Origin of the sequence: Rhodanobacter sp. MP1X3, from assembly GCF_014207165.1 — a bacterium.
Lineage (GTDB): Bacteria > Pseudomonadota > Gammaproteobacteria > Xanthomonadales > Rhodanobacteraceae > Rhodanobacter.
Window position 1 is genome coordinate 183,575 of the sequence record NZ_JACHCO010000007.1, and the last position, 19,292, is coordinate 202,866.

General features: G+C 60.9%; 22 protein-coding genes. 11 read left to right on the forward strand and 11 right to left on the reverse strand.

Translation table 11 applies throughout. The annotated features are described in order from the left end of the window. Positions 1-8 precede the first annotated feature (8 nt). The 9 genes from HDE79_RS17875 to HDE79_RS17915 form a co-directional block, all read right to left on the reverse strand. Positions 9-419 (reverse strand): DUF3293 domain-containing protein, encoded by a 411-nt coding sequence (locus HDE79_RS17875; RefSeq protein ID WP_184603947.1) that lies wholly within the window; start codon positions 417-419, stop codon positions 9-11. Then, positions 412-1,815 (reverse strand): NAD(P)/FAD-dependent oxidoreductase, encoded by a 1,404-nt coding sequence (locus tag HDE79_RS17880; RefSeq protein ID WP_184603949.1) that lies wholly within the window; start codon positions 1,813-1,815, stop codon positions 412-414. The genes HDE79_RS17875 and HDE79_RS17880 overlap by 8 nt, the downstream gene beginning before the upstream one ends. Before the next feature lie 114 nt (positions 1,816-1,929). Then, the gene (phbB, locus tag HDE79_RS17885) at positions 1,930-2,691 is read right to left on the reverse strand and encodes an acetoacetyl-CoA reductase (RefSeq protein ID WP_184603951.1); all 762 of its coding nucleotides are present in this window, start codon (positions 2,689-2,691) and stop codon (positions 1,930-1,932) included. Positions 2,692-2,808: 117 nt separating this feature from the next. Further along, a complete protein-coding gene (phaR, locus tag HDE79_RS17890) occupies positions 2,809-3,306 on the reverse strand; it encodes a polyhydroxyalkanoate synthesis repressor PhaR (protein ID WP_184603953.1) in 498 nt (165 codons plus the stop codon). 100 nt (positions 3,307-3,406) lie between these two features. Then, a complete protein-coding gene (locus tag HDE79_RS17895) occupies positions 3,407-4,975 on the reverse strand; it encodes a DHA2 family efflux MFS transporter permease subunit (RefSeq protein ID WP_184603955.1) in 1,569 nt (522 codons plus the stop codon). Positions 4,976-5,260: 285 nt separating this feature from the next. After that, positions 5,261-6,487, reverse strand: a complete 1,227-nt coding sequence (locus HDE79_RS17900) for an HlyD family efflux transporter periplasmic adaptor subunit (RefSeq protein WP_184603956.1) — start codon at positions 6,485-6,487, stop codon at positions 5,261-5,263. Then, on the reverse strand, positions 6,474-8,000 hold the full coding sequence (locus HDE79_RS17905; RefSeq protein WP_184603958.1) for an efflux transporter outer membrane subunit: 1,527 nt from the start codon (positions 7,998-8,000) through the stop codon (positions 6,474-6,476). Before HDE79_RS17905 ends, HDE79_RS17900 begins: the two co-directional genes overlap by 14 nt. A gap of 25 nt (positions 8,001-8,025) precedes the next feature. Further along, positions 8,026-8,550 carry a MarR family transcriptional regulator gene (locus HDE79_RS17910; RefSeq protein WP_184603960.1) on the reverse strand — a complete coding sequence of 175 codons (525 nt, stop codon included), beginning with the start codon at positions 8,548-8,550 and terminating at the stop codon, positions 8,026-8,028. An 88-nt stretch (positions 8,551-8,638) separates the two neighbouring features. Further along, a complete protein-coding gene (locus HDE79_RS17915) occupies positions 8,639-9,418 on the reverse strand; it encodes a TatD family hydrolase (protein ID WP_184603961.1) in 780 nt (259 codons plus the stop codon). A 174-nt stretch (positions 9,419-9,592) separates the two neighbouring features. Here HDE79_RS17915 and HDE79_RS17920 point away from each other — a divergent pair, with 174 nt between their 5' ends. Both HDE79_RS17920 and HDE79_RS17925 read left to right on the forward strand, forming a co-directional pair. Further along, positions 9,593-10,210 (forward strand): glycine zipper 2TM domain-containing protein, encoded by a 618-nt coding sequence (locus tag HDE79_RS17920; protein WP_184603963.1) that lies wholly within the window; start codon positions 9,593-9,595, stop codon positions 10,208-10,210. Positions 10,211-10,240: 30 nt separating this feature from the next. Beyond that, positions 10,241-10,717 (forward strand): glycine zipper 2TM domain-containing protein, encoded by a 477-nt coding sequence (locus HDE79_RS17925; protein WP_184603964.1) that lies wholly within the window; start codon positions 10,241-10,243, stop codon positions 10,715-10,717. Between the two features lie 84 nt (positions 10,718-10,801). On the opposite strand, the gene HDE79_RS17930 is transcribed toward HDE79_RS17925, so the two are convergent. Then, on the reverse strand, positions 10,802-11,236 hold the full coding sequence (locus HDE79_RS17930; RefSeq protein ID WP_255483571.1) for a cell wall hydrolase: 435 nt from the start codon (positions 11,234-11,236) through the stop codon (positions 10,802-10,804). Between the two features lie 483 nt (positions 11,237-11,719). Continuing rightward, a complete protein-coding gene (locus HDE79_RS17935; protein ID WP_184603966.1) occupies positions 11,720-12,523 on the reverse strand; it encodes a folate-binding protein YgfZ in 804 nt (267 codons plus the stop codon). Between the two features lie 193 nt (positions 12,524-12,716). Between HDE79_RS17935 and HDE79_RS22275 the strand changes: the two genes are divergently transcribed. From HDE79_RS22275 to lolD, 9 genes are all read left to right on the forward strand, one after another. After that, positions 12,717-12,821 (forward strand): DUF1674 domain-containing protein, encoded by a 105-nt coding sequence (locus tag HDE79_RS22275; protein WP_343205996.1) that lies wholly within the window; start codon positions 12,717-12,719, stop codon positions 12,819-12,821. An 89-nt stretch (positions 12,822-12,910) separates the two neighbouring features. Continuing rightward, complete coding sequence (sdhC, locus tag HDE79_RS17945) at positions 12,911-13,306, forward strand: succinate dehydrogenase, cytochrome b556 subunit (RefSeq protein WP_184603969.1); 396 nt, start codon at positions 12,911-12,913, stop codon at positions 13,304-13,306. Then, positions 13,303-13,692 carry a succinate dehydrogenase, hydrophobic membrane anchor protein gene (gene sdhD, locus HDE79_RS17950; RefSeq protein ID WP_184603971.1) on the forward strand — a complete coding sequence of 130 codons (390 nt, stop codon included), beginning with the start codon at positions 13,303-13,305 and terminating at the stop codon, positions 13,690-13,692. The genes sdhC and sdhD overlap by 4 nt, the downstream gene beginning before the upstream one ends. Before the next feature lie 20 nt (positions 13,693-13,712). After that, positions 13,713-15,500 carry a succinate dehydrogenase flavoprotein subunit gene (gene sdhA / locus HDE79_RS17955; protein WP_184603973.1) on the forward strand — a complete coding sequence of 596 codons (1,788 nt, stop codon included), beginning with the start codon at positions 13,713-13,715 and terminating at the stop codon, positions 15,498-15,500. Between the two features lie 84 nt (positions 15,501-15,584). After that, positions 15,585-16,367, forward strand: coding sequence for a succinate dehydrogenase iron-sulfur subunit (locus HDE79_RS17960; protein WP_184603974.1), 783 nt, complete (start codon positions 15,585-15,587; stop codon positions 16,365-16,367). An 86-nt stretch (positions 16,368-16,453) separates the two neighbouring features. Further along, a complete protein-coding gene (locus HDE79_RS17965; protein WP_255488495.1) occupies positions 16,454-16,723 on the forward strand; it encodes a succinate dehydrogenase assembly factor 2 in 270 nt (89 codons plus the stop codon). Beyond that, positions 16,695-17,132, forward strand: coding sequence for a protein YgfX (locus tag HDE79_RS17970; RefSeq protein ID WP_184603976.1), 438 nt, complete (start codon positions 16,695-16,697; stop codon positions 17,130-17,132). Before HDE79_RS17965 ends, HDE79_RS17970 begins: the two co-directional genes overlap by 29 nt. 169 nt (positions 17,133-17,301) lie before the next feature. Next, complete coding sequence (locus HDE79_RS17975; protein ID WP_184603977.1) at positions 17,302-18,543, forward strand: lipoprotein-releasing ABC transporter permease subunit; 1,242 nt, start codon at positions 17,302-17,304, stop codon at positions 18,541-18,543. Further along, on the forward strand, positions 18,536-19,267 hold the full coding sequence (lolD, locus tag HDE79_RS17980; RefSeq protein ID WP_184603978.1) for a lipoprotein-releasing ABC transporter ATP-binding protein LolD: 732 nt from the start codon (positions 18,536-18,538) through the stop codon (positions 19,265-19,267). Before HDE79_RS17975 ends, lolD begins: the two co-directional genes overlap by 8 nt. Positions 19,268-19,292 lie beyond the last annotated feature (25 nt).

Genomic DNA, 19,292 nt, shown 5'->3' on the forward strand with positions numbered 1-19,292 from the left:
TCATCAACTCAAGGAGACAAGACGCATAAATGAGCGATCTCGCTGCCTTGGCCATAAACATAGGCGTTTTGTTGATAGCGATGAGCCAGCGCATCAAGCGTTGATTGATCGGGGCCGATCACGAAGAGACTGGGTTCGTACCAGCCGCTGTTGCCGATACCGATGGCGGAAAAGATCACGCTTTCAGGTAGGGCTTGCAGTGCCACAAGCAACGCACGCTGCGCAGCATGATTGTCAGCCGATGCACTGGCTTTCGAGTGAGGATTCCATGCCGTGATAAATCCCCACGAGCGTGTGCCAACCTCTAGCTGCAAAGACTCCGGGAGTGTCTGATCGATACGAATGCACGCCCACGTCGCGGCGTTCAGGCAAACCAGGTAGTCGGTTTCGCCATAGGCCTGCAGCAGTGTTTCAATCATGACGAAGTGGAGGTAATGGCGGCAGGCGGTTTTTGAGCAGGGTGACCGCTGCATCGAGATTGACGCTGGCGATATCGTTCGAGTTGTGCAACAACTCATCAAGTAGCGCGTCCTGCGCCCGCCCGCGTTCGAGCGCGTAGGCATAGGGTAGGTGGGTGAAGGTAACCATGCGATAGCGGGCCATGTAGTGCTCTGGTGCTCGCTCGGCGAGCAGGACGCCCAGCTCGCGTTTAGCCAGATAGTGCGGATCAGCCACCGAGTCGCGCATCTCGATGTAGTTTTCCAGCGCCATGGTGGCAATCGCGTTGGCGTCGGGCCGGCGGATTCGCTGGAACTCGGCAAATACATCGGCGCTGTCGCACGGTGCCTCGGCCAGCAGATCAGTCAGCACCACGGTGTCCTCGAAACCGCAGTTCATGCCCTGGCCGTGAAACGGCACGATCGCGTGGGCGGCATCGCCGATCAACAGCGCACGACCGTCCAGATGCCAGCGGTCCAGATAGAGCGTAGACAGGGTACCGACGGGATGACCGTCGTAATCTTCGGCAAATTTGGGGATCAGCGGCAGCAGGCCGGGGAAGTCTTCGCGGAAAAAAGCCGCCGCGGCGTTTGAATCCTGCAGGCTGGCAAAGCTCGGTGCGCTGCCATCGTTCGGCAGGAACAGCGTCACCGTGAAGCTGCCTTCGGTATTGGGCAGCGCGATGCACATGTAGCCGCCGCGCGGCCAGATATGCAGTGCATGCGGCTCGATCGCGAACGGGCCGTAGGCGCCGTTGCCGCGTACGAGTGAGGTGGGCAGTTCATCGGTGGGGGGGATTTCCAGTTCCTTGTACCCATGCCCCAGCGATTCGATACGTTCGCCCAGCGGTGCGTAGGCGTTCATCGCGGCGCGCACGCCGGAGCCGGCACCATCGGCACCAATCAGCATGCCGAAGGGCACGCTGCGCGTGGCTCCGGCCGCATCGGTGACGTCCATACGCTGGCTGTCAAAGTCGATGTTGTGCGGCGACTGGCCGAAGTGAATCTGCGCACCTGCGGCCTCGGCGGCATCCAGCAGCAAGGTATTCAAGGTGCTGCGTGAGACCGACCAGATAACTTCGCTGTCGTCGACGCCATAGCGCTGCAAACTGGTGCTGTTTTCGCGACCGTGCACCATCCGGCCACGCATCATCACGGCGTGGCGCAGCACATCGTCAGCCAGGCCTGCGGTGCGCAGAGCCTGCAAGCCTCGCTCAGCCAGGGCCAGATTGATCGAGCGTCCACCCGAGAAGCCGATAAAGCGTGGATCGGGAAACTTCTCGAATACTTCGACGGCAAAGCCGCGCTGCGCCAGCTGCTGGGCCAACAGTGCACCGACCAGACCACCGCCGATGAGGGTAATGGGTTGCTTCGCCATGCCGCTTTCCAAAGAAGGTAAAACAACCCGCGGTGTTGATCTGCCGCCGGCCAAGTCCAGTGTCTCAATGTCCAAGAGTAACCAGCTCGACGGCTCGCGCCGCGGGCTGCGCCACTAAAAACTCATGAAGTAGCCGCCGTTGACCGGCAGGTTGGCGCCGGTGATGTAACCGGTGTCATCGGCGTTGAAGAAACCGACGGCGCGCGCAATATCGCCCGGTGTACCCAGTCGTCCCACGGGGATGCTGGCGATGATCTGCTCGCGAATGTCTTCGGATACTGCTGCCACCATCTGGGTATCGCAGTAGCCCGGCGACACCGTATTCACGGTGATGCCCTTGCTCGCCGTTTCGCGCGCCAGCGCCATGCTGAAACCGTGCACGCCGGCCTTGGCCGCCGAATAGTTCGTCTGCCCGAACTGGCCGGTTTGTCCATTCACCGAACTGATATTGATGATGCGGCCGAACTCGCGCTCGATCATGCCCTCGATGACGTTGCGGCACATGTTGAACACGCCGTCGAGATTTACCTGCATCAGCTGATGCCATTGCTCGGGTGTCATCTTGCGCAAACTGGCGTCGCGAGTGATGCCGGCAGCATTGACCAGTATGTCCACACTGCCGTGTTCGGCTTCGATCCGCGAAACGAGCTGCCTGCAGCTGTCAAAGTCGGTGACGTCGACCGGCTCGAAGCTGATCGCCTCGCCCAAGTCGGCGACGTCTTCGTAGAATTGGGCGACACGCTCTTCGCGCACAGCCAGGTCTACGGCAACCACCCGGCGTCCAGCCTTTGTCAGGTGGCGGCATATTTCCGTGCCCAGACCACCGATACCGCCGGTGACAATCGCGATGCGCTTGTGAGCGACAGATGCACTCATGGACTTTCCAACATTGTCTGAATCATGCCGCAGGGCAGCACGTGCTGTGCCGCAGCGGATGAAGATAAGGAAAAGGACACACGATGCGTCAGCGTGGTTTGACGCCCAGGGGGCAGCTCAGCCGGGCTTCTTGCCGCCGCGACCGGTGCTGCCGGGCGGTTGGACCACCTGTGCGGCGGTATCCATGAAGCCACGTTGCATCGCCTTCCATGCGTCCATATTGCGCTCGGTCAGGTCGTTCAACATGGTCCAGGGCGTCTGGCCCATCAAGCTGTTGAGCTGGCTGCGGAACTGCGTCTGCTGGTCGAGAAAGACCTGCAGGCTGCGCTCCAGATACGGTCCCATGAAACCCTGCAGCGAATCGCCGTAGAACCGGATGATCTGGCTGAGCAGCTGCGGCGAAAGCATCGGCTGCCCATCGCCCTCATTCTCGGAGATGATCTGCAGCAGTACCGAACGCGTCAGATCCTCACCGGACTTGGCATCGCGGACTTCGAAATCCTCGTTGTCCAGTACCAGCTGTCGGACCTCTTCCAGCGTGATGTAGCTGGAGATCTCCGTGTCATAAAGACGCCGGTTTGGATACTTCTTGATGATGCGTTTGGTTTGTGCCATGCCGCACAAACTACCAGAAGGTATTGCGCTGCACCAGCCATCCCTTGCTGCAGAAATTGCTGCGGATGGTGGGGTGCAGCAATCGGCGGCTTTGGGTTATTCAGTGGCCTGGCGCACCGCTGGCATTGCCAAACGGCGGTCGGGCGAGCCAGAGCACCGGGATCAGCAAGATGAAGACGATGCTGCAGGCCCAAAATACGTCGTTGACGGCCAGGGTGGCCGCTTCCTTGCTGAGCAGCTGTTCCACCACGCTCAGGCCCTGTTGGCTGGCCAGTCCCGCGCCCTTCAATTGCTGCAGGAATCCGGTGGTGGCGGGCGCCGCTGCCGTGATGTTTTCCGTCAGTGTGGCGTGATGAAACTCGGTACGGTGCTGCCACAGTGTCACGGTAATCGCCGTGGATACGCTGGCGCCCAGTGTGCGGAAGAAATTGGCCAGGCCGGAGGCGCTGGCGATCTGCTCCGGTGGCAGGCCCGACAGGTAGATCTGGTTCAGCGGAATGAAGAACAGCGGAATGCCAATGCCCATCACTAGCCGCGGCCAGACCATGTTGATGTAGGACACACTGCTGTCGAAGGTAGATAGCCAGAGCGAGCAGCTGGCCAGGATCACAAACGCCGTAGTAATCATTGCCCGTAGATCGAACTTGCCCAGCAGGCTGCCAACCAGCGGCGAGAACAGGAACGCCAGTACCCCGACCCACGCACTGGTAAGGCCGGACCAGCTTGCGGTATATCCCAGCGTGGTCTGCAGCCACAGCGGCGACACCACGTTGATGGCAAAGAACGCCAGCATGCCCAGCGACATCGCGATCACGCCGATGGTGAAATTGCGCTGTTTGAACAGCGACAGGTCGATGACTGGGTACTTTGCATTGAGCTCCCAGACGACCAGAAAAACCAGGCTCACGAGCGCCACCAGGCCGAGGACAAGAATCAGTGGCGAAGAGAACCAGTCCTTGTCGTTGCCATTGTCCAGCATGAACTGCAGGCAGCCGATGCCGAGCACGAGCAGCACGAGGCCGATCATGTCGATCGGCGCGTACACCATCTTCGACTCGCGCTTGTGCAGCAGGAACCAGGTCGACACCGCCGCCATGATGCCCACCGGCACATTGATGTAGAAGATCCATGGCCACGAATAGTTGTCGGTCAGCCAGCCACCGAGAATCGGCCCCAGCACGGGCGCGATCACCACGGTCATCGCCCACAGCGCCAGCGCCATGCCCTGTTTGCTCTTGGGGTAATTGGCCAGCAGCAGCGAGAGCGCCAGCGCCACCATCGGGCCGGAGCCGGCGCCCTGCAGCAGGCGGGCGACGACCAGCATCGGCATGCTGGTGACCATGCCGCACATCATCGAAAACACCACGAACAAGCCGACCGACACGACGAAGGTGCGCACTTCGCCGAAGCGCTTGGCGATCCACCCGGTCAGCGGCTGCATGATCGCGCTGGCCATCGAGTATGAGCTGATCGCCCAGGTGCCTTCATTCGGGCTCACGCCCAGGCTGCCGGCTATGTGCGGTACAGCGACGTTGACGATCGTCGTGTCCAGCACTTCCATGAAGGTGCTGAACGCGACGGCGACGGTCATCAGCGCCAGCATGGCGCCTTGCAGTGGCTTCAGCGGCGTCGCATCGGCGGGTGTGGCATCGGAAGAAATGGCGGCCATGGGCTTAGAGCCTGTTCATGATCTCCCCGTGCCCCGCGCCGGGAGCTGTTTGCGCGCAGGCCAAGGAAGAACGAGAGAGTGGACGTCGGTCCACGACGGAGTGATGACGCCGGGATGCGGGCAAACAGCCCCGGCCCGCAGGGTTGCCACCGAGCGGCCGCCATGCGGCAGCGCGCGACTTGGCTTGCCAGCCAGGCAAGCCGGCGCCACGCCCTACCACCTGGCGACCGCTCGATGACAACGCGAGGTACGGGTAGATCATGAGCAGGCTCTCGGGACTCGACTTCAGTTCGGGCGGTCGCTGCTGGTTTTGTTCGATGAACCGAGATTGGCCTGGATCACCTTGTCTGCCTCGGCATCGGCCTTGCTGGCCATCTGTTCGTAGACGGTGGTTTCGGCCACCGGTTCGCGCTCGCCTTGCGGTGCCAGCACCGGACCTTTGTCATCGGTGATGTTGACCGTGACGTCGCTGGACAGGCCGATGCGCAGCGGGTGCTTGTCCAGTTCCTGATTGTCCAGCGCAATCCTCACCGGCACGCGCTGCACCACCTTGATCCAGTTGCCCGTGGCGTTCTGCGCGGGCAGCAGGGAGAACACGCTGCCGGTGCCGGCGCCCAGACCGATCACCTTGCCGTGATACTCGACGCTGCCACCGTAGATGTCGGCTTCGATTTTGGCTGGCTGGCCGATGCGAATGTGGCGCAGCTGGCTTTCCTTGAAGTTGGCGTCGATCCACAGGTTATGCAGTGGCAGCACGGTCATCAGCTGCTGGCCCGCCTGCACGCTGTTGCCCACTTGCACGCTGCGCTGGGCCACGTAGCCGGAGACCGGCGCGTAGATCGCATTGCGCTGCGCAGCCACCCACATGGCGCGAAAATTCGCGCGCGCCTGCAGCACGGATGGGTTGTTGGCGATGTCGGTGCCTGAGATCGACGCGTGTTGGGCCGAAGCCTGTGCCTGTGCGGTGTTCAGCGCGGCGCGGGCCTGGGCTACGGCATCGCGCAAATGCTGGATGGTTTCCGGCGCCTCAGCCTGTTGCGCCACTAGCGGCAGGCGGCGTTTGAGATCGGCTTCGGCTTTCTTCAGAGCCACTTGTTGTTCGGCGACGGCGGCATCGCTACCGCTGGCTGAATCAGTCTGCTGACGTACCTGGCGCACAGCCGATGCCAGTGTGGCCTCGGCCTGGGCCAGACGGACGCTGGCATCGGTATTGTCGAGTTTGACCAGGATCTGGCCTGCTTCGACGTGCTGGGTGTCGTCGGCAAGAATGGCCACGACGGTACCGGGTACCTGGGCAGAAATCGCCACCTGATTGCCGCCGACATAAGCATCGTCGGTGGTTTCACGGGTGGAGAAAACCAGCAACCACAACAGCAACCAGATGATGCCGGCAGCGATGAAGATCAACAGCACGATCAGCAGCGTCTTGCGACGCTTGGCCGGATTCTTGGCCGCCATGCCGCTGTCATGGGTGTCGGCGTTCTGGGGCTTGTCGGACTCAGTGGCGCTCATGGGCGTCGTCTCCGGACGGGTTCGAAGGGGAGGGGGAGGATGTCTTGGCGGATGCCGTGTCGCTGGAGGCGTGATAACCGCCACCCAGCGCCTTGATCAAGGCCAGATCGGTGGATACGGCCTGTGCTTGCAGGCTGGCGGCATCATCGCGCTGCTGTAGCAGCTGTGCGGCGGCAGCGATGCTCTCCCGGGCGTCGCGTACGCCCTGGTTCTGGCGCGCTTGCGCAGTCGCCACCAGGCGCTCGTTGGCGGTGATCTGGGCCGATTGCTCTTTGCGCCGTGCCGCAATCTGCTGCGCGGTGAGCGCCTGATTAGCCACGTCGCGCGCCGCGTCGATAACGGTGCTGTTGTAGCCGGCCACTGCGCCCGCCAGCTGCGCCTTGCTGATGCCGTAATTGGCCTGCAGCTGGCCGCCTTCGAAGATGGGCAGATGCAGCGCCGGCGTTAGCGAGAACGCGCGGCTGTCGGTGCTGAGCAGTTTGCCCACCTCAAGGCTGGACAGGCCCGCCATCGCGCTGATGCTGAGGTCGGGGAAAAACTGCGCACGCGCCACCTCGGTCTGTTTCAGCGCCGCTTCGACTTGCCAGCGGCTGGCGGCGATATCGGGGCGTCGTGCGATCAGGTCGAGTCGTGCATCGGCTGGGACGCGGCTGTCCACTTCGGGCAGCGGCTTTACCTGCAGGGTCGGCAGGTCGGCAGGCGCGATACCCAGCAGCGAAGCCAGCGCCACCTTGCGGATCGCGGCCGAGCCGACTAGCGCCACGTTCATTTCGCGCGCCGCGGCCAGATCAGCCTTGGCTTGCTGGGCGGTGTCCTCCAGATCGACACCGCGCGCCACGCGCAGTTCGGCGATATGCAGGAATCGGGTTTGCGCGGCCACCAGCTGGTTGGAGAGTGCCAGTCGTGCCTCGTCGCCCTGCCAGCCAAAATACGTATCGGCGACAGCATTCTGGATGGTCAGCGCGGCGGCGCTGCGTTGCGCTTCCGCGGCATGCGCCTGATCAAGTGCAGCCTCGATGCTCGAGCGCTTCTTGCCCCACCAGTCGAACGTATATTGCGCCTGCAGACCGAGGTCGGCCTGGTTGTACCAGGGGTCGATCGTGAAGTTTTGCGGCAGCAGGCTGATGATGCCGTTCTTGCTTATGCGCTGACGTTCGAACTGCGCACTGCCGTTGATGTTGAGCCCGGCCTGCGCCGCCGCCAGACGTACCGACTGTTGGGCATTGAGCAGGCGGCTGCGCGCCTGCTCGAGATCGGGTGAGTTCTTGAGCGCGATCGTGATCAGCTGATCCAGCTGCGGATCGCCGTAGGCATGCCACCATTGCGCGTCCGGCCAGCCATCGCGGGTCGCTGTTTGCAGGCCGGCGAGGGGAACGTCGTCGCGCAGCACCGGATGGCTGAGCTTCGCCGGTGCCGCGCAGGCACCAAGCAGCAGCGTCAGCGACAGCATCGCAGTGTAGCGACGCATCAGGGCAAGCTTTACAGGGGCAGGCTTTATCAGAGCAGTCTTCATTTCGTTGCCTTCATGGTCCCGGCGTTCACGCCTGGATATCCGAATCGGCCTGATCGAGGTTATGGGCCAGCTTTCGCAGCAGCCGGCTCAGGTTGCGTTTGTCGACATCGCTGAAGCCGACAAACATCGCGTCCAGGCGGGGGAACAGCGGGGGGAGCATTTTCAGGATCAGGCGTTTCCCGGCGGCGGTGATGCGAATCACCACCCGGCGGCGGTCGTCATCGCTACCGCCGCGGGTGATCAGGCCGCGCTTGACCAGCGCGTTGCCGATGCGGGTCATGTTGGTCGCCCCCTGCTTGGTGAACTCGCACAGCTCGCCGGGGGTTGAGCTACTTTCGGGCCGACTGTTCAAAAACATCAGCGTGAGAAACTCGCTGTGGTTGAGCTTGTACGGTTTCAGCTCAAGCTCGAGCTCGTCGTTAAGGCTGCCGCTGACCATCAGCATCAGTCGACTCAGCTTGGCCTCGGCCACAGGCAGCTGCGGAATGAGCCGAATCGTTCGCTCGATTCCCTCATTCATCATGTCGATACACTTCGTCAGCGACGCCATTTCATCAGCTTATATTTCACCAGTGAAGTAAAAGATAGCAATATGCCGCCGTGGCTGCAAGAGTCAATCGGTCGATCGGTGGAAGTGACTACCGATGTGAACGATCGAGGCCGAACAGGCGTCGTGTGTTGTCGGTAGTGGTGGCGGCAACGTCGGCTCGGGGTTCGTCGCGCAGTGCGGCAATGCATTGCAATACATCGACGACGTATGCAGGTTCGTTGCGTTGGCCGCGGTGCGCGGCATCCGGTTGATCGGGTGCGTCGCTTTCCAGCAGCAGAAACTCGAGCGGCATCGCGGCCACGATTCGGCGCAGTCGCTGAGCCCGATCATAAGTGACTGGGCCGCCGATGCCGATATGAAAACCCATCTGCCACAGTTGCTTCGCCTGCTGTTCACTGCCGGAAAAGCTGTGCACGACACCACGAAGGCCGGGCATGCGCCGCAGAGTCTGGATGACTTCTTCCAGTGCGCCGCGGGCATGCATGATCACCGGCAGATCAAATTGTTGCGCAAGCTTCAGTTGTTTCAGGAAGTATTCGCGCTGCTGTTGCGGATCAAGACCCGCCACATGAAAGTCCAGTCCGATCTCGCCCACCGCCACTGCGTCGCCGTGGGCTAACCAGGTGGCGAGTTGGTCGACATGCTCGGGCACATGTTGCGCCAGATACATCGGATGCAGACCGAAAGCGGGAAAGACATGTTCGTTCACCTCGCTGAGCGCCCTGATTCCCGACCAGCTGGCCGCGTCGACGGCAGGCAGAATCAGGGTGCTGACGCCGGCATCCGCGGCGCGCGTTATTACGGCATCTCGATCCTCTGCAAAGGCGGCAGCATCGAGATGCACGTGACTGTCGGCGAGCTTGAGCATGATTTGTGTCCAGGGCTTGTCCGAGGCAGCCATCTGCAATGCGGATGTGAAAATTGTGTAGTTAACCCGGTCTAGCTCTGATTCAGTTGCATAACCGTTCAATAGTGTCGCAAGTAATTGCTTCGGCGTTACCGGGCTTCGGATACTTCACTTAAACAAACAAGGGAGATAGTAATGAACAGGCTGATGATCAACACGCTCAACATAGCAATCACCGCAGCGCTCGCACTGGGGCTGTCGGCCTGTAACCGCAATGCGGCCGCGGATACCTCGAGCGATGCAGCGGCCATGTCGAATGGCAGCAATGTCGCTGCGGCGCCGGCACCGCAGCCTGCGCCTGACAATGGCCCCCAGTACGCCCAGGTCGTGAGCGTGGAGCCGGTGCGCCAGTCCATCAACGATCCGCAGCGCGTCTGCCATGACCAGGTGATTACTCATACTGCGCCACCAAGGGATCAAAATCGTATCGCTGGCACCGCTATCGGTGCCGTCGCGGGTGGCCTGCTGGGTCATATGGTTGGCGGTGGCAGGGGTAACACACTCACGACGGTGGCTGGTGCGGTCGGTGGTGGTTACGCCGGTAACCGCATTGAAGCGGCTCATCAACAAGGGCAGGTAACCCAGACGGTGGAGCGTCGATGCGATACGGTCGATAACACCAGCAGCAAGGTTGTCGCCTTTGATGTGCATTACGTCTATAACGGTGTCACCCGCACTGTTCGTATGGATCACGATCCGGGCGATCGTGTACAAGTGCAGCAGGGAATAATCGCCGTTTCTGACGCTCGCTAAGTTGGATCAATGAATATGAAAACGATGACCATGAAATTACGATCCATCCATTTTCCCTTGATTGTTGCAATGGTAGCGAGCGTTACGCTTGCCGGTTGCGTGACACCTCAATACGGCGGCTACCAGCAGCGTTCCGGCTACACGAACCGCTGCCTGAGCTGCGGTGTTGTGCAGCAGGTCGATCAGGTTTACGTCCAGGGTGGCGGCAGTGGTAACGGCGGCACCTTGGGTGCCGTGATCGGTGCCGTCGCTGGCGGGGTGCTGGGCAGCACGATCGGCAAGGGTGACGGGCGCACCGCGGCCACCGTCGTTGGTGCCGTGGGTGGTGGCCTTGTCGGTAACCAGATTGGCAAGAATAACGATGCCAATAATGCCAACAGCACCGCCTGGCGCATCGTGGTGCAGATGGATAACGGTCAGTACGCCACCGTTACTCAGCGCGAGGATCCGGGTGTGCGCCCTGGCGCTTACGTTTCGATCCATGATGGTCACGTCTACGTTCGCTGAAATAGGCGTCTAGACATTTAGCCGTCCAAATAAAAAGCCCTCAATCGAGGGCTTTTTATTTTTGTCGAATATGCGATGTATGAATCAATTCACTGCATAAAAGGCATGTTCGCCGATGGTCACCGTGTGGCGATTGCGCGACCACGCAGGAGAAACAGCGACTGTCGCGAAATGATCGGCGCGCGGTACAAGCATCTTTCGCTGTGCAATCGGCAGTTGCCAGTTCTGTATTGATTTTCCTGCAACCTGCCAGGCCTTGTGGAAAGCATCGAGGTTGGATACGTCGAAAGAACCTGGTGTGGTGGTGGTTGCGAATTGGTGTGGTGCACTGACAACTTCACAAACGGTATTGCCCCAGCTGCCTCGATCGCGACGTCGCATGGCGACTTCCGCAACGGCCAACTGTCCGTTCATGGGTTCACTGCGTGCTTCCAGATAGACGGTTGTGGCCAGACAGGCCTGGTCCGCAACTGGTTGTGGCATGAGAGAGGTCAGCCACAACAGCATGGATAATTTCATTGGTCGTTCTGCCTCCAACGTGCTGTACGCCCAAAGCTAAACGTCTGCTTTGGAACGCCATTGCGATGGACGGGCTGGCAGGCCGTTCCATCTGGATCAATCGCTGCAACCTGATTCGGTGGTTGAGCGCTTTGCCACGGGATTGTGGCGTTCCGTACGGCGGATTCGATGCCGATCGGGGTAAGTGTCGCCTGGCGTTGCACATGCCTTTGTGGCTGCGCTGCCTGCAACTTGTCTGCACTCGCTGAGGCGAGGCGGTTATGCCATCCGACAGTTCAGTGTCGGGTCGCGCCGATTCGGATTCTTCCGGTTCGTCGCGTAATTCGGTGTCGGTATTTCGAGACGCCGTTTTTTAATAGTTGGCGGAGCGTAGTGGCGGATTTCTCTGATGGCAAGTGCCTAGGTTTGTGAATTTAACCTTCACTCACTTTCAATCATCACGTTGTTTGCATGGCCGAACGATGTTTCGACATCACATGATGCTCAAACGTTCCACGTTTCGCGAAGACGTATCATCAAGTCATCATCCATCGAATCAAGTTGTCCATTGATGGCTTGCGCAACAACATCATCGTTCAACACGGCCAATGCTTCGATACCGATATCGCTGTTGACGACATCAAGCAGACAACCTTTTTCATGCGCATCGACACGCAATATTTCACCGGGAATTTTCGGTGACGATAATTCGATCCGATGAAGATGCTTTTTGTTGCCGCCGCGAAAATGCAGTCGCGCAACAATCTCCTGGCCTGGATAACAACCCTTGTCGATCACCACAGCCTGCAGCCTCTGCAGCGATAACGCGGGCGGCAGCAGTTCGTTCAACAACACATCGGGCAACCACGGCCAGCCTTCGCGCAGCTGCGGCAAACGCCATGCGCCATCGCCGATGCCTTCGCTGGAGATCTGCAAGCTGTGTGTGTCGCAACCAAGCAAAAGATTTTCCCGGTCGTGACGGACGGCATGCAAAGACAGCGATGGGCCAGCAGACAATGCGCGCGGCGTGAGTGCTGTCAGCGTCAGTTTTGAACGAAACACAAAACGCCGTAATGCCTCAGTCGTGATTGCGGCATTGCCACCACGCAACAGCAGCAGCAACTGATCGTCGGCAATGCGGGCGAGATGGAAGAACGTCTTGACGCGACCTTGCGGGTCCAGCCAGGCACTGAATTGCCAGTGCCCGGTAGCGAGCGCCATGACGTTGCTGCTGAACTGGGCGTGTGCGAACGCCATCGCGTCCGGCCCCTCGATCAGCAATGTTTCCGCGGGATAAGGTTTTGTCATTCTGCGTGATGAATTGGGGCTGGTGTGGCCATGCGCAAGGGAGGTTTGCTGATGCAGCGATTGCTGCTATGGAGTAGGGCAAGGTTGTGCGGCAGTGCGGCAAGTATTAATATTTGCGAGGTAACCAATCATGTCCGACACCTCTACGCCAGCTGAGTCAAAGTCTGTTTCCGTTCCTACGGAAACGTCTATCGTGACCAAAACACCGGTACCGGACAAAGCGCCGGTGACACGGCCAGCTCTTGATCCCACGCGCTATGGCGACTGGGAAAAGAACGGACGCTGCATCGACTTCTGAACGAACGCGATGGCTATCTTTGCCATACGCGCACGCAGTAGTGACAAGGGTCGGCATGGATCAGCGATTCCATTTTTAGGATAGCCGCCATGGCAGATACGCGACGACCGCTCTCTCCGCATCTTCAGATCTACAAGTGGCAAGTGCAGATGGTGAGTTCCATCCTGCATCGAGCGACAGGCATAGCATTGGCGGTGGGCACCTTGCTGGTGGTTGCCGGGCTACTGCATCTGGCCAGCGGCGAGCAGAGCTTCAACCAGTTCAAGGAAATCGTCGGAAGCCCGATTGGCGAGATCTTGCTGATCGGTTGGACCTGGGCGCTTTTCTATCATCTATGTAACGGCATCCGGCACCTAGTGCAGGATACCGGCGCGGGCTATGCCATTCCGCAGTTCGTTCGATCCAGCTGGCTGTCGGTGGTGCTGAGCCTGGTGCTCACCGCGGTGGTCTGGGCTTATGTCTTGACCGCAGGAGGTGCGGCATGACCGCGAAGGATTTACGCAACCCACTGAAGGTCGCTCGCGGCCTGGGTTCATCGCAGTCGGGCGTCGGTCACTGGTGGACACAGCGGGTCACCGCTGCTGCGCTCGTCGTGCTGCTGATCTGGTTCGTGATCACCGTGCTTAGCCTGCTGCACGCGGACTATGCCACCGCGCTGGCCACGGTGGCCAAGCCGTGGAATGCCATGCTGCTGATCATTTTTCTGATCACCATGTTCTGGCATGCCGTGCTCGGCCTGCAAGTCGTGATTGAAGACTATGTGACCACCCGCTGGAAGGAAGTCCTTTCGTTGGTGCTGATCAAGTTCCTCGCGGTTCTCGGCGCGCTTGCGAGCGTGCTGGCCGTGCTGCGCATTGCGCTGACCCACTGAGACGCGGGAGCCAAGATTCGATGGAAAGCTACAAGATCCAGCAGCACAACTATGACGTGATCGTGGTCGGTGCCGGCGGCGCTGGCCTGCGCGCTACATTCGGCCTTGCCGAAAAAGGCCTCAAGGCCGCTTGCATCTCCAAGGTGTTTCCGACGCGCTCGCATACGGTGGCAGCGCAGGGCGGCATCTCTGCAGCGCTCGGCAACATGGGCGAAGACGATTGGCGCTTCCACTTCTACGACACGATCAAGGGTTCCGATTGGCTCGGTGATCAGGACTCGATCGAGTACATGTGCCGCGAGGCGATTCCGGCGATCATCGAGCTGGAGCATTACGGTGTGCCGTTCTCGCGTACCGAGGAAGGCAAGATCTACCAGCGCCCGTTCGGCGGCATGACCACGCATTACGGCAAGGGCACCGCGCAGCGCACCTGCGCCGCGGCCGACCGTACTGGCCACGCGATCCTGCATACGCTGTATCAGCAGGCGTTGGCGCATGACGCCACGTTCTTCATCGAATACTTCGCCATCGACCTCATCTTCGACGACGAGGGCGTCTGCCGTGGCGTACTTGCGCTGGACATGAACGAAGGCACGCTGCATTTCTTCCGCGGCCAGGCGGTGGTGATGGCGACTGGTGGTTACGGCCGCGCCTACTTCAGCGCCACCTCGGCGCACACCTGCACCGGTGACGGTGGTGGCATGGTGCTGCGCGCCGGTCTGCCGCTGCAGGATATGGAGTTCGTGCAGTTCCATCCGACCGGCATCTACGGTGCGGGCTGCCTGATTACCGAAGGCGTACGTGGCGAAGGTGGTTACCTCACCAACTCCGAAGGCGAGCGTTTCATGGAGCGCTATGCGCCCAACGCCAAGGATCTGGCATCGCGCGACGTGGTCAGCCGCGCGATGACCATCGAAATCCGCGAAGGCCGCGGCGTCGGCAAGGACAAGGATCATATCCATCTGAACCTGATGCATCTCGGGCCGGAAGTGATCAACGAACGTTTGCCGGGCATCTCCGAGAGCGCGAGGATCTTTGCCGGCGTCGACGTGACCAAGGAGCCGATCCCGGTACTGCCGACCGTCCACTACAACATGGGCGGCATCCCGACCAATTATCACGGTCAGGTCGTGCAGAAGAAGGGTGACGACGTGGATTCCGTCGTGCCGGGCCTGTTTGCCATTGGCGAAGCCGCCTGCGTGTCGGTGCACGGCGCCAACCGCCTGGGCTCCAACTCGCTGCTTGATCTGGTGGTGTTTGGCCGTGCGGTCGCGCACAAATGCGCCGAGCTGATCCAGCCCGGTGCGGCGCACAAGGATCTGCCGGCCAGTGTGCTGGATAAGGCGTTGACCCGTTTCGACAATCTGCGTCATGCCAAGGGCGGCACGCCGACGGCGAAGATTCGCGCCGAGATGCAGGCCACGATGCAAAAAGACGCCGCGGTGTTCCGCACCGGCGAGACGCTCAGCGAAGGCAGCAAGAAGATCTCCGAGGTCTATGCGTCCTTCAGCGACGTCGGCGTCAGCGATCGCTCGATGGTCTTCAACTCCGACCTGATCGAGACGCTGGAACTGTCCAATCTGCTGGCGCAATCGGTGGCCACCATGCATTCGGCGCTGCAGCGGCCGGAAAGTCGCGGCGCGCATGCGCGTGAGGACTTCCCCGATCGCGATGATCACGAGTGGCAGAAACACACGCTGGTGTGGGTGGACGACGCGGGTAACACGCGCTTCGACTACCGCCCGGTGCACATGTACACCTTGACCGATGAGGTCGAGGTCGTGCCACCGAAGAAGCGCGTGTACTGATCAACGTTTATTGATCGACTGAAAGGTTCCACCGGCGCTCGCGACGCGAGCTTTGACGGCAAGCACCAACGAAGTGAGGCAATCGTGGCCGAGTTCACGCTACCCAAAAATTCCAAGATCAAGCCCGGCAAGCATTTCGCCGCGAAAAACGCGAAAAAGCCGCGCACGTTCCGCGTCTATCGCTGGTCGCCGGACGACGGCGAAAACCCGCGCATCGACAGCTACGAAGTCGACATGGAGTCGTGCGGCCCGATGGTTCTGGACGCGCTGCTGAAGATCAAGAACGAGATCGATCCCACGCTGACCCTGCGTCGTTCCTGCCGCGAAGGTATCTGCGGTTCGTGCGCCATGAACATCGACGGCACCAATACGTTGGCCTGCACCATGGCCTCGGCCGATTGCGCCTCCGGCGACGTCAAGATCTATCCACTGCCGCACATGCCCGTGGTGAAGGATCTGGTGCCCGACCTGTCGCACTTCTACGCCCAGTTCGCCTCGATCAAGCCCTGGCTGCGCACGCAGAGCCCGGCACCGGATCGCGAACGGCTGCAGTCGCCGGAAGAGCGCAAGAAGATCGATGGCCTGTACGAGTGCATCCTGTGCGCCTGCTGCTCGACCAGCTGCCCGAGCTACTGGTGGAACGGTGACAAGTACCTTGGTCCAGCCATTCTGCTGCAGGCCTACCGCTGGATCGTCGACAGCCGTGACGAAGTCACTGGCGAGCGCCTGGACGATCTGGAAGACCCGTTCAAGCTCTATCGCTGCCACACCATCATGAACTGCACGCGTACTTGCCCGAAGGGCCTCAACCCGGCCAAGGCGATCGCGGAGATCAAGAAGCTGATGGTGGAACGTCGTTCTGCCTGACCGTAAAGACCTCAAGCTTTGTCAGAACAGGCCGCCTAGCGCGGCCTGTTCTGTTTAGACAGCGCATCGGCCGCTACACTCTCCGAATGGACAACACCTCTGCGATGCCGCAACAGGCTCGGCTCAATCGCCTGCGCTGGCGCACCCGGCGCGGTACCCGTGAGCTCGATGCGCTGTTCGGCGGCTGGTTGGACGAGCGCTTTGCGACCGCCGACGTGGCTCAGCAGCAGGCCTTTGACGAGCTGCTCGATGCACAGGACCCGGATCTGTGGGACTGGGTGATGGGCCACGCACGACCCGAGCGCCAGGACTGGCAGGCAATTATCGATGACATCCGCACCCGCCATCGGCTTTGAATACCGTCCCTCGAAGGGATTTCGCTGGGCGCTGGCCATCGTCGCCATTTTGGCCGTACTCGCGGTGCTGCTGAGTGGACTGGCATGGTGGGCAAAGCTGCTGCTGTCACTCATCGTGCTGGTCGGCACACGGCGGTCTGTCCGCTTGATGGCGCAATCGCCGGTATCTGCTGCGGGTTGGGGCGCGCAAGATAGTTGGACGGTTCATATGACTTCGCATGAGGACGTGCCTGCCACGTTGGCGTCGTTCCGGGTGCTTGGCGTCTTCGTGCTGGTGCGCCTGAAAACAGCTGGACATGGCACGCATAGCCTGCTGCTGGCGCCGGACAATAGCGATGCCGATATCCGTCGGCGGTTGCGCATGCGGCTGGCGACTTTGCAGACGGGTGAGTCGCACGCGCGTGCTTGAGGTCGGTTGTTGCTAGATCCGTCCAGGTTCTGCCACCGCTGGCTGACTTGCCGCCCTCGGCCGCTTCGGGCACTCTGCGGCGTCGACGCGGTCTATGCCTTACCGTGACGCAGCTTCGATGGCCGGTTGATCGGCTCCGCACTCTCGGCCCCCCACAGATCAGGTTGCCATGTTCCGACCGCTCGAACTCTTTATCGGCCTGCGCTACACCCGCGCCAAGCGGCGCAACCAGTTCATCTCGTTTATCTCTACGGTGTCGATCGTCTGCATCGCGATCAGCGTGATCGCACTGATCACCGTGATGTCGGTGATGAACGGCTTCGACTTCCAGATGCGCGATCGCATCCTCGGTGCGGTATCGCATGCCACCATCTCCGGCATTAACGAAAGCGTGCAGGACTGGCCACGTGCGCTTAAGACCGCCGAGGCCAACCCGCACGTGCTTGGCGCAGCGCCCTATGTCGAAGCGGAGGCCTACCTCAGCGCACAGCATTCCAGTGGTGCCATCTTGCGCGGTATCGACGCCGCGCAAGAATCGAAGGTCGACGATATCGGCAAGCACATGGTCGAAGGCTCGTTGGCTGATCTCACGCCGGACAGCTGGAACATCGTGCTTGGCAAGGAGCTGGCGATGTCATTGGGCGTGACCGTCGGCGACCGTGTGACGGTGGTGGTGCAGGAGCTGCGTGCCACGCCGATGGGCGGCGTACCGCGCATGCGCAGCTTTCACGTCGTCGGCGTGTTCGAAATGGGCATGGAACAGTTCGACTCGGGCCTTGCCCTTGTCAACATGAGCGACGCGGAAAAATTGAACAGTCTTGACGGCCCCAGCGGCATTCGCCTCAAACTCGACGATCTGTTCAACGCCGGCCCCGTGGCGAAGCAACTGGCTGACACGCTGGGACAGGTCTATCGGGTGCAGACCTGGAAGGACACCAACGCCAATCTCTTCGCCGCGCTGTCGATGGAGAAGATGGTGATGTTCGTGATCCTGTCGCTGATCATCCTGGTGGCGGTGATCAACCTGATCTCGATGTTGATGATGCTGGTCACCGACAAGCAGGCCGACATCGCGATTCTGCGTACGCTGGGCGCCACGCCGCGCAGCATCATGGGCATGTTCATGGTGCAGGGTGTGCTGGTGGGCATTGTCGGCATCGGATTTGGCGTGGGGCTGGGTTCGCTGCTCTCATGGAAGTTGCCCGGCATCATCAAGTGGATCGAACATACCTTCAACGTGACCTTTCTGTCACCGGACGTCTATTACATCAGCGAGGTGCCCAGCCTTCTGCTCTGGCACGACGTGCTCTGGGTCACCTTGCTGACGTTTACCTTCTCGCTGCTGGCCACGCTCTATCCGGCCTGGCGCGCCTCACGCACGCAGCCGGCACAGGCGCTGCGCTATGAATAAGACCGCCATGAACCCATCCTCCTCCGTGGCCAACACCGGTGACTTCGTGCTGCGCGCCAGCCACGTTGCCAAGACCTATGACGAAGGCGGCCTGCGCACCGACGTGCTCAGCGACGTCAGCTTTACCCTGAAACGCGGCGAGACGATGTCGATCGTCGGTGCCTCCGGTTCGGGCAAGAGCACCCTGCTGCACATCATCGGCGGGCTCGACACGCTGACCGCCGGCGAAGTGGAAGTGGACGGCCGCGTGCTGTCGAAACTCTCCGACGCCGAGCGTGGCCGCGTGCGCAATCGCTCGCTCGGTTTCATCTACCAGTTTCACCATTTGCTGCCGGAATTTACCGCGCTGGAAAACGTCTGCATGCCGCTGCTGATTCGCGGCACGGCCATCAGTGAGGCACAGAAGCAGGCGTCGGCGTTGCTGGAGCGCGTAGGGCTCGGCGCGCGTGCGCATCACAAGCCGTCCGAACTCTCTGGCGGTGAGCGTCAGCGATGCGCTGTCGCGCGCGCGCTGGTGACCCGTCCAGCCTGCGTCCTGGGTGACGAGCCGACCGGGAATCTCGACGAGGCCAATGCCGCGCAGGTCTATGCGTTGATGCTGGAGCTCAACCGCGAGATCGGCACCAGCTTCGTGCTGGTGACTCATGACAGCCGTCTGGCCGCGCGCATGGATCGCACGCTGACCCTGCACAATGGCGTGCTGCTGGAAAACGGCAGCGCCTGATTCTTCGCGCGGTCGATGTACGGGT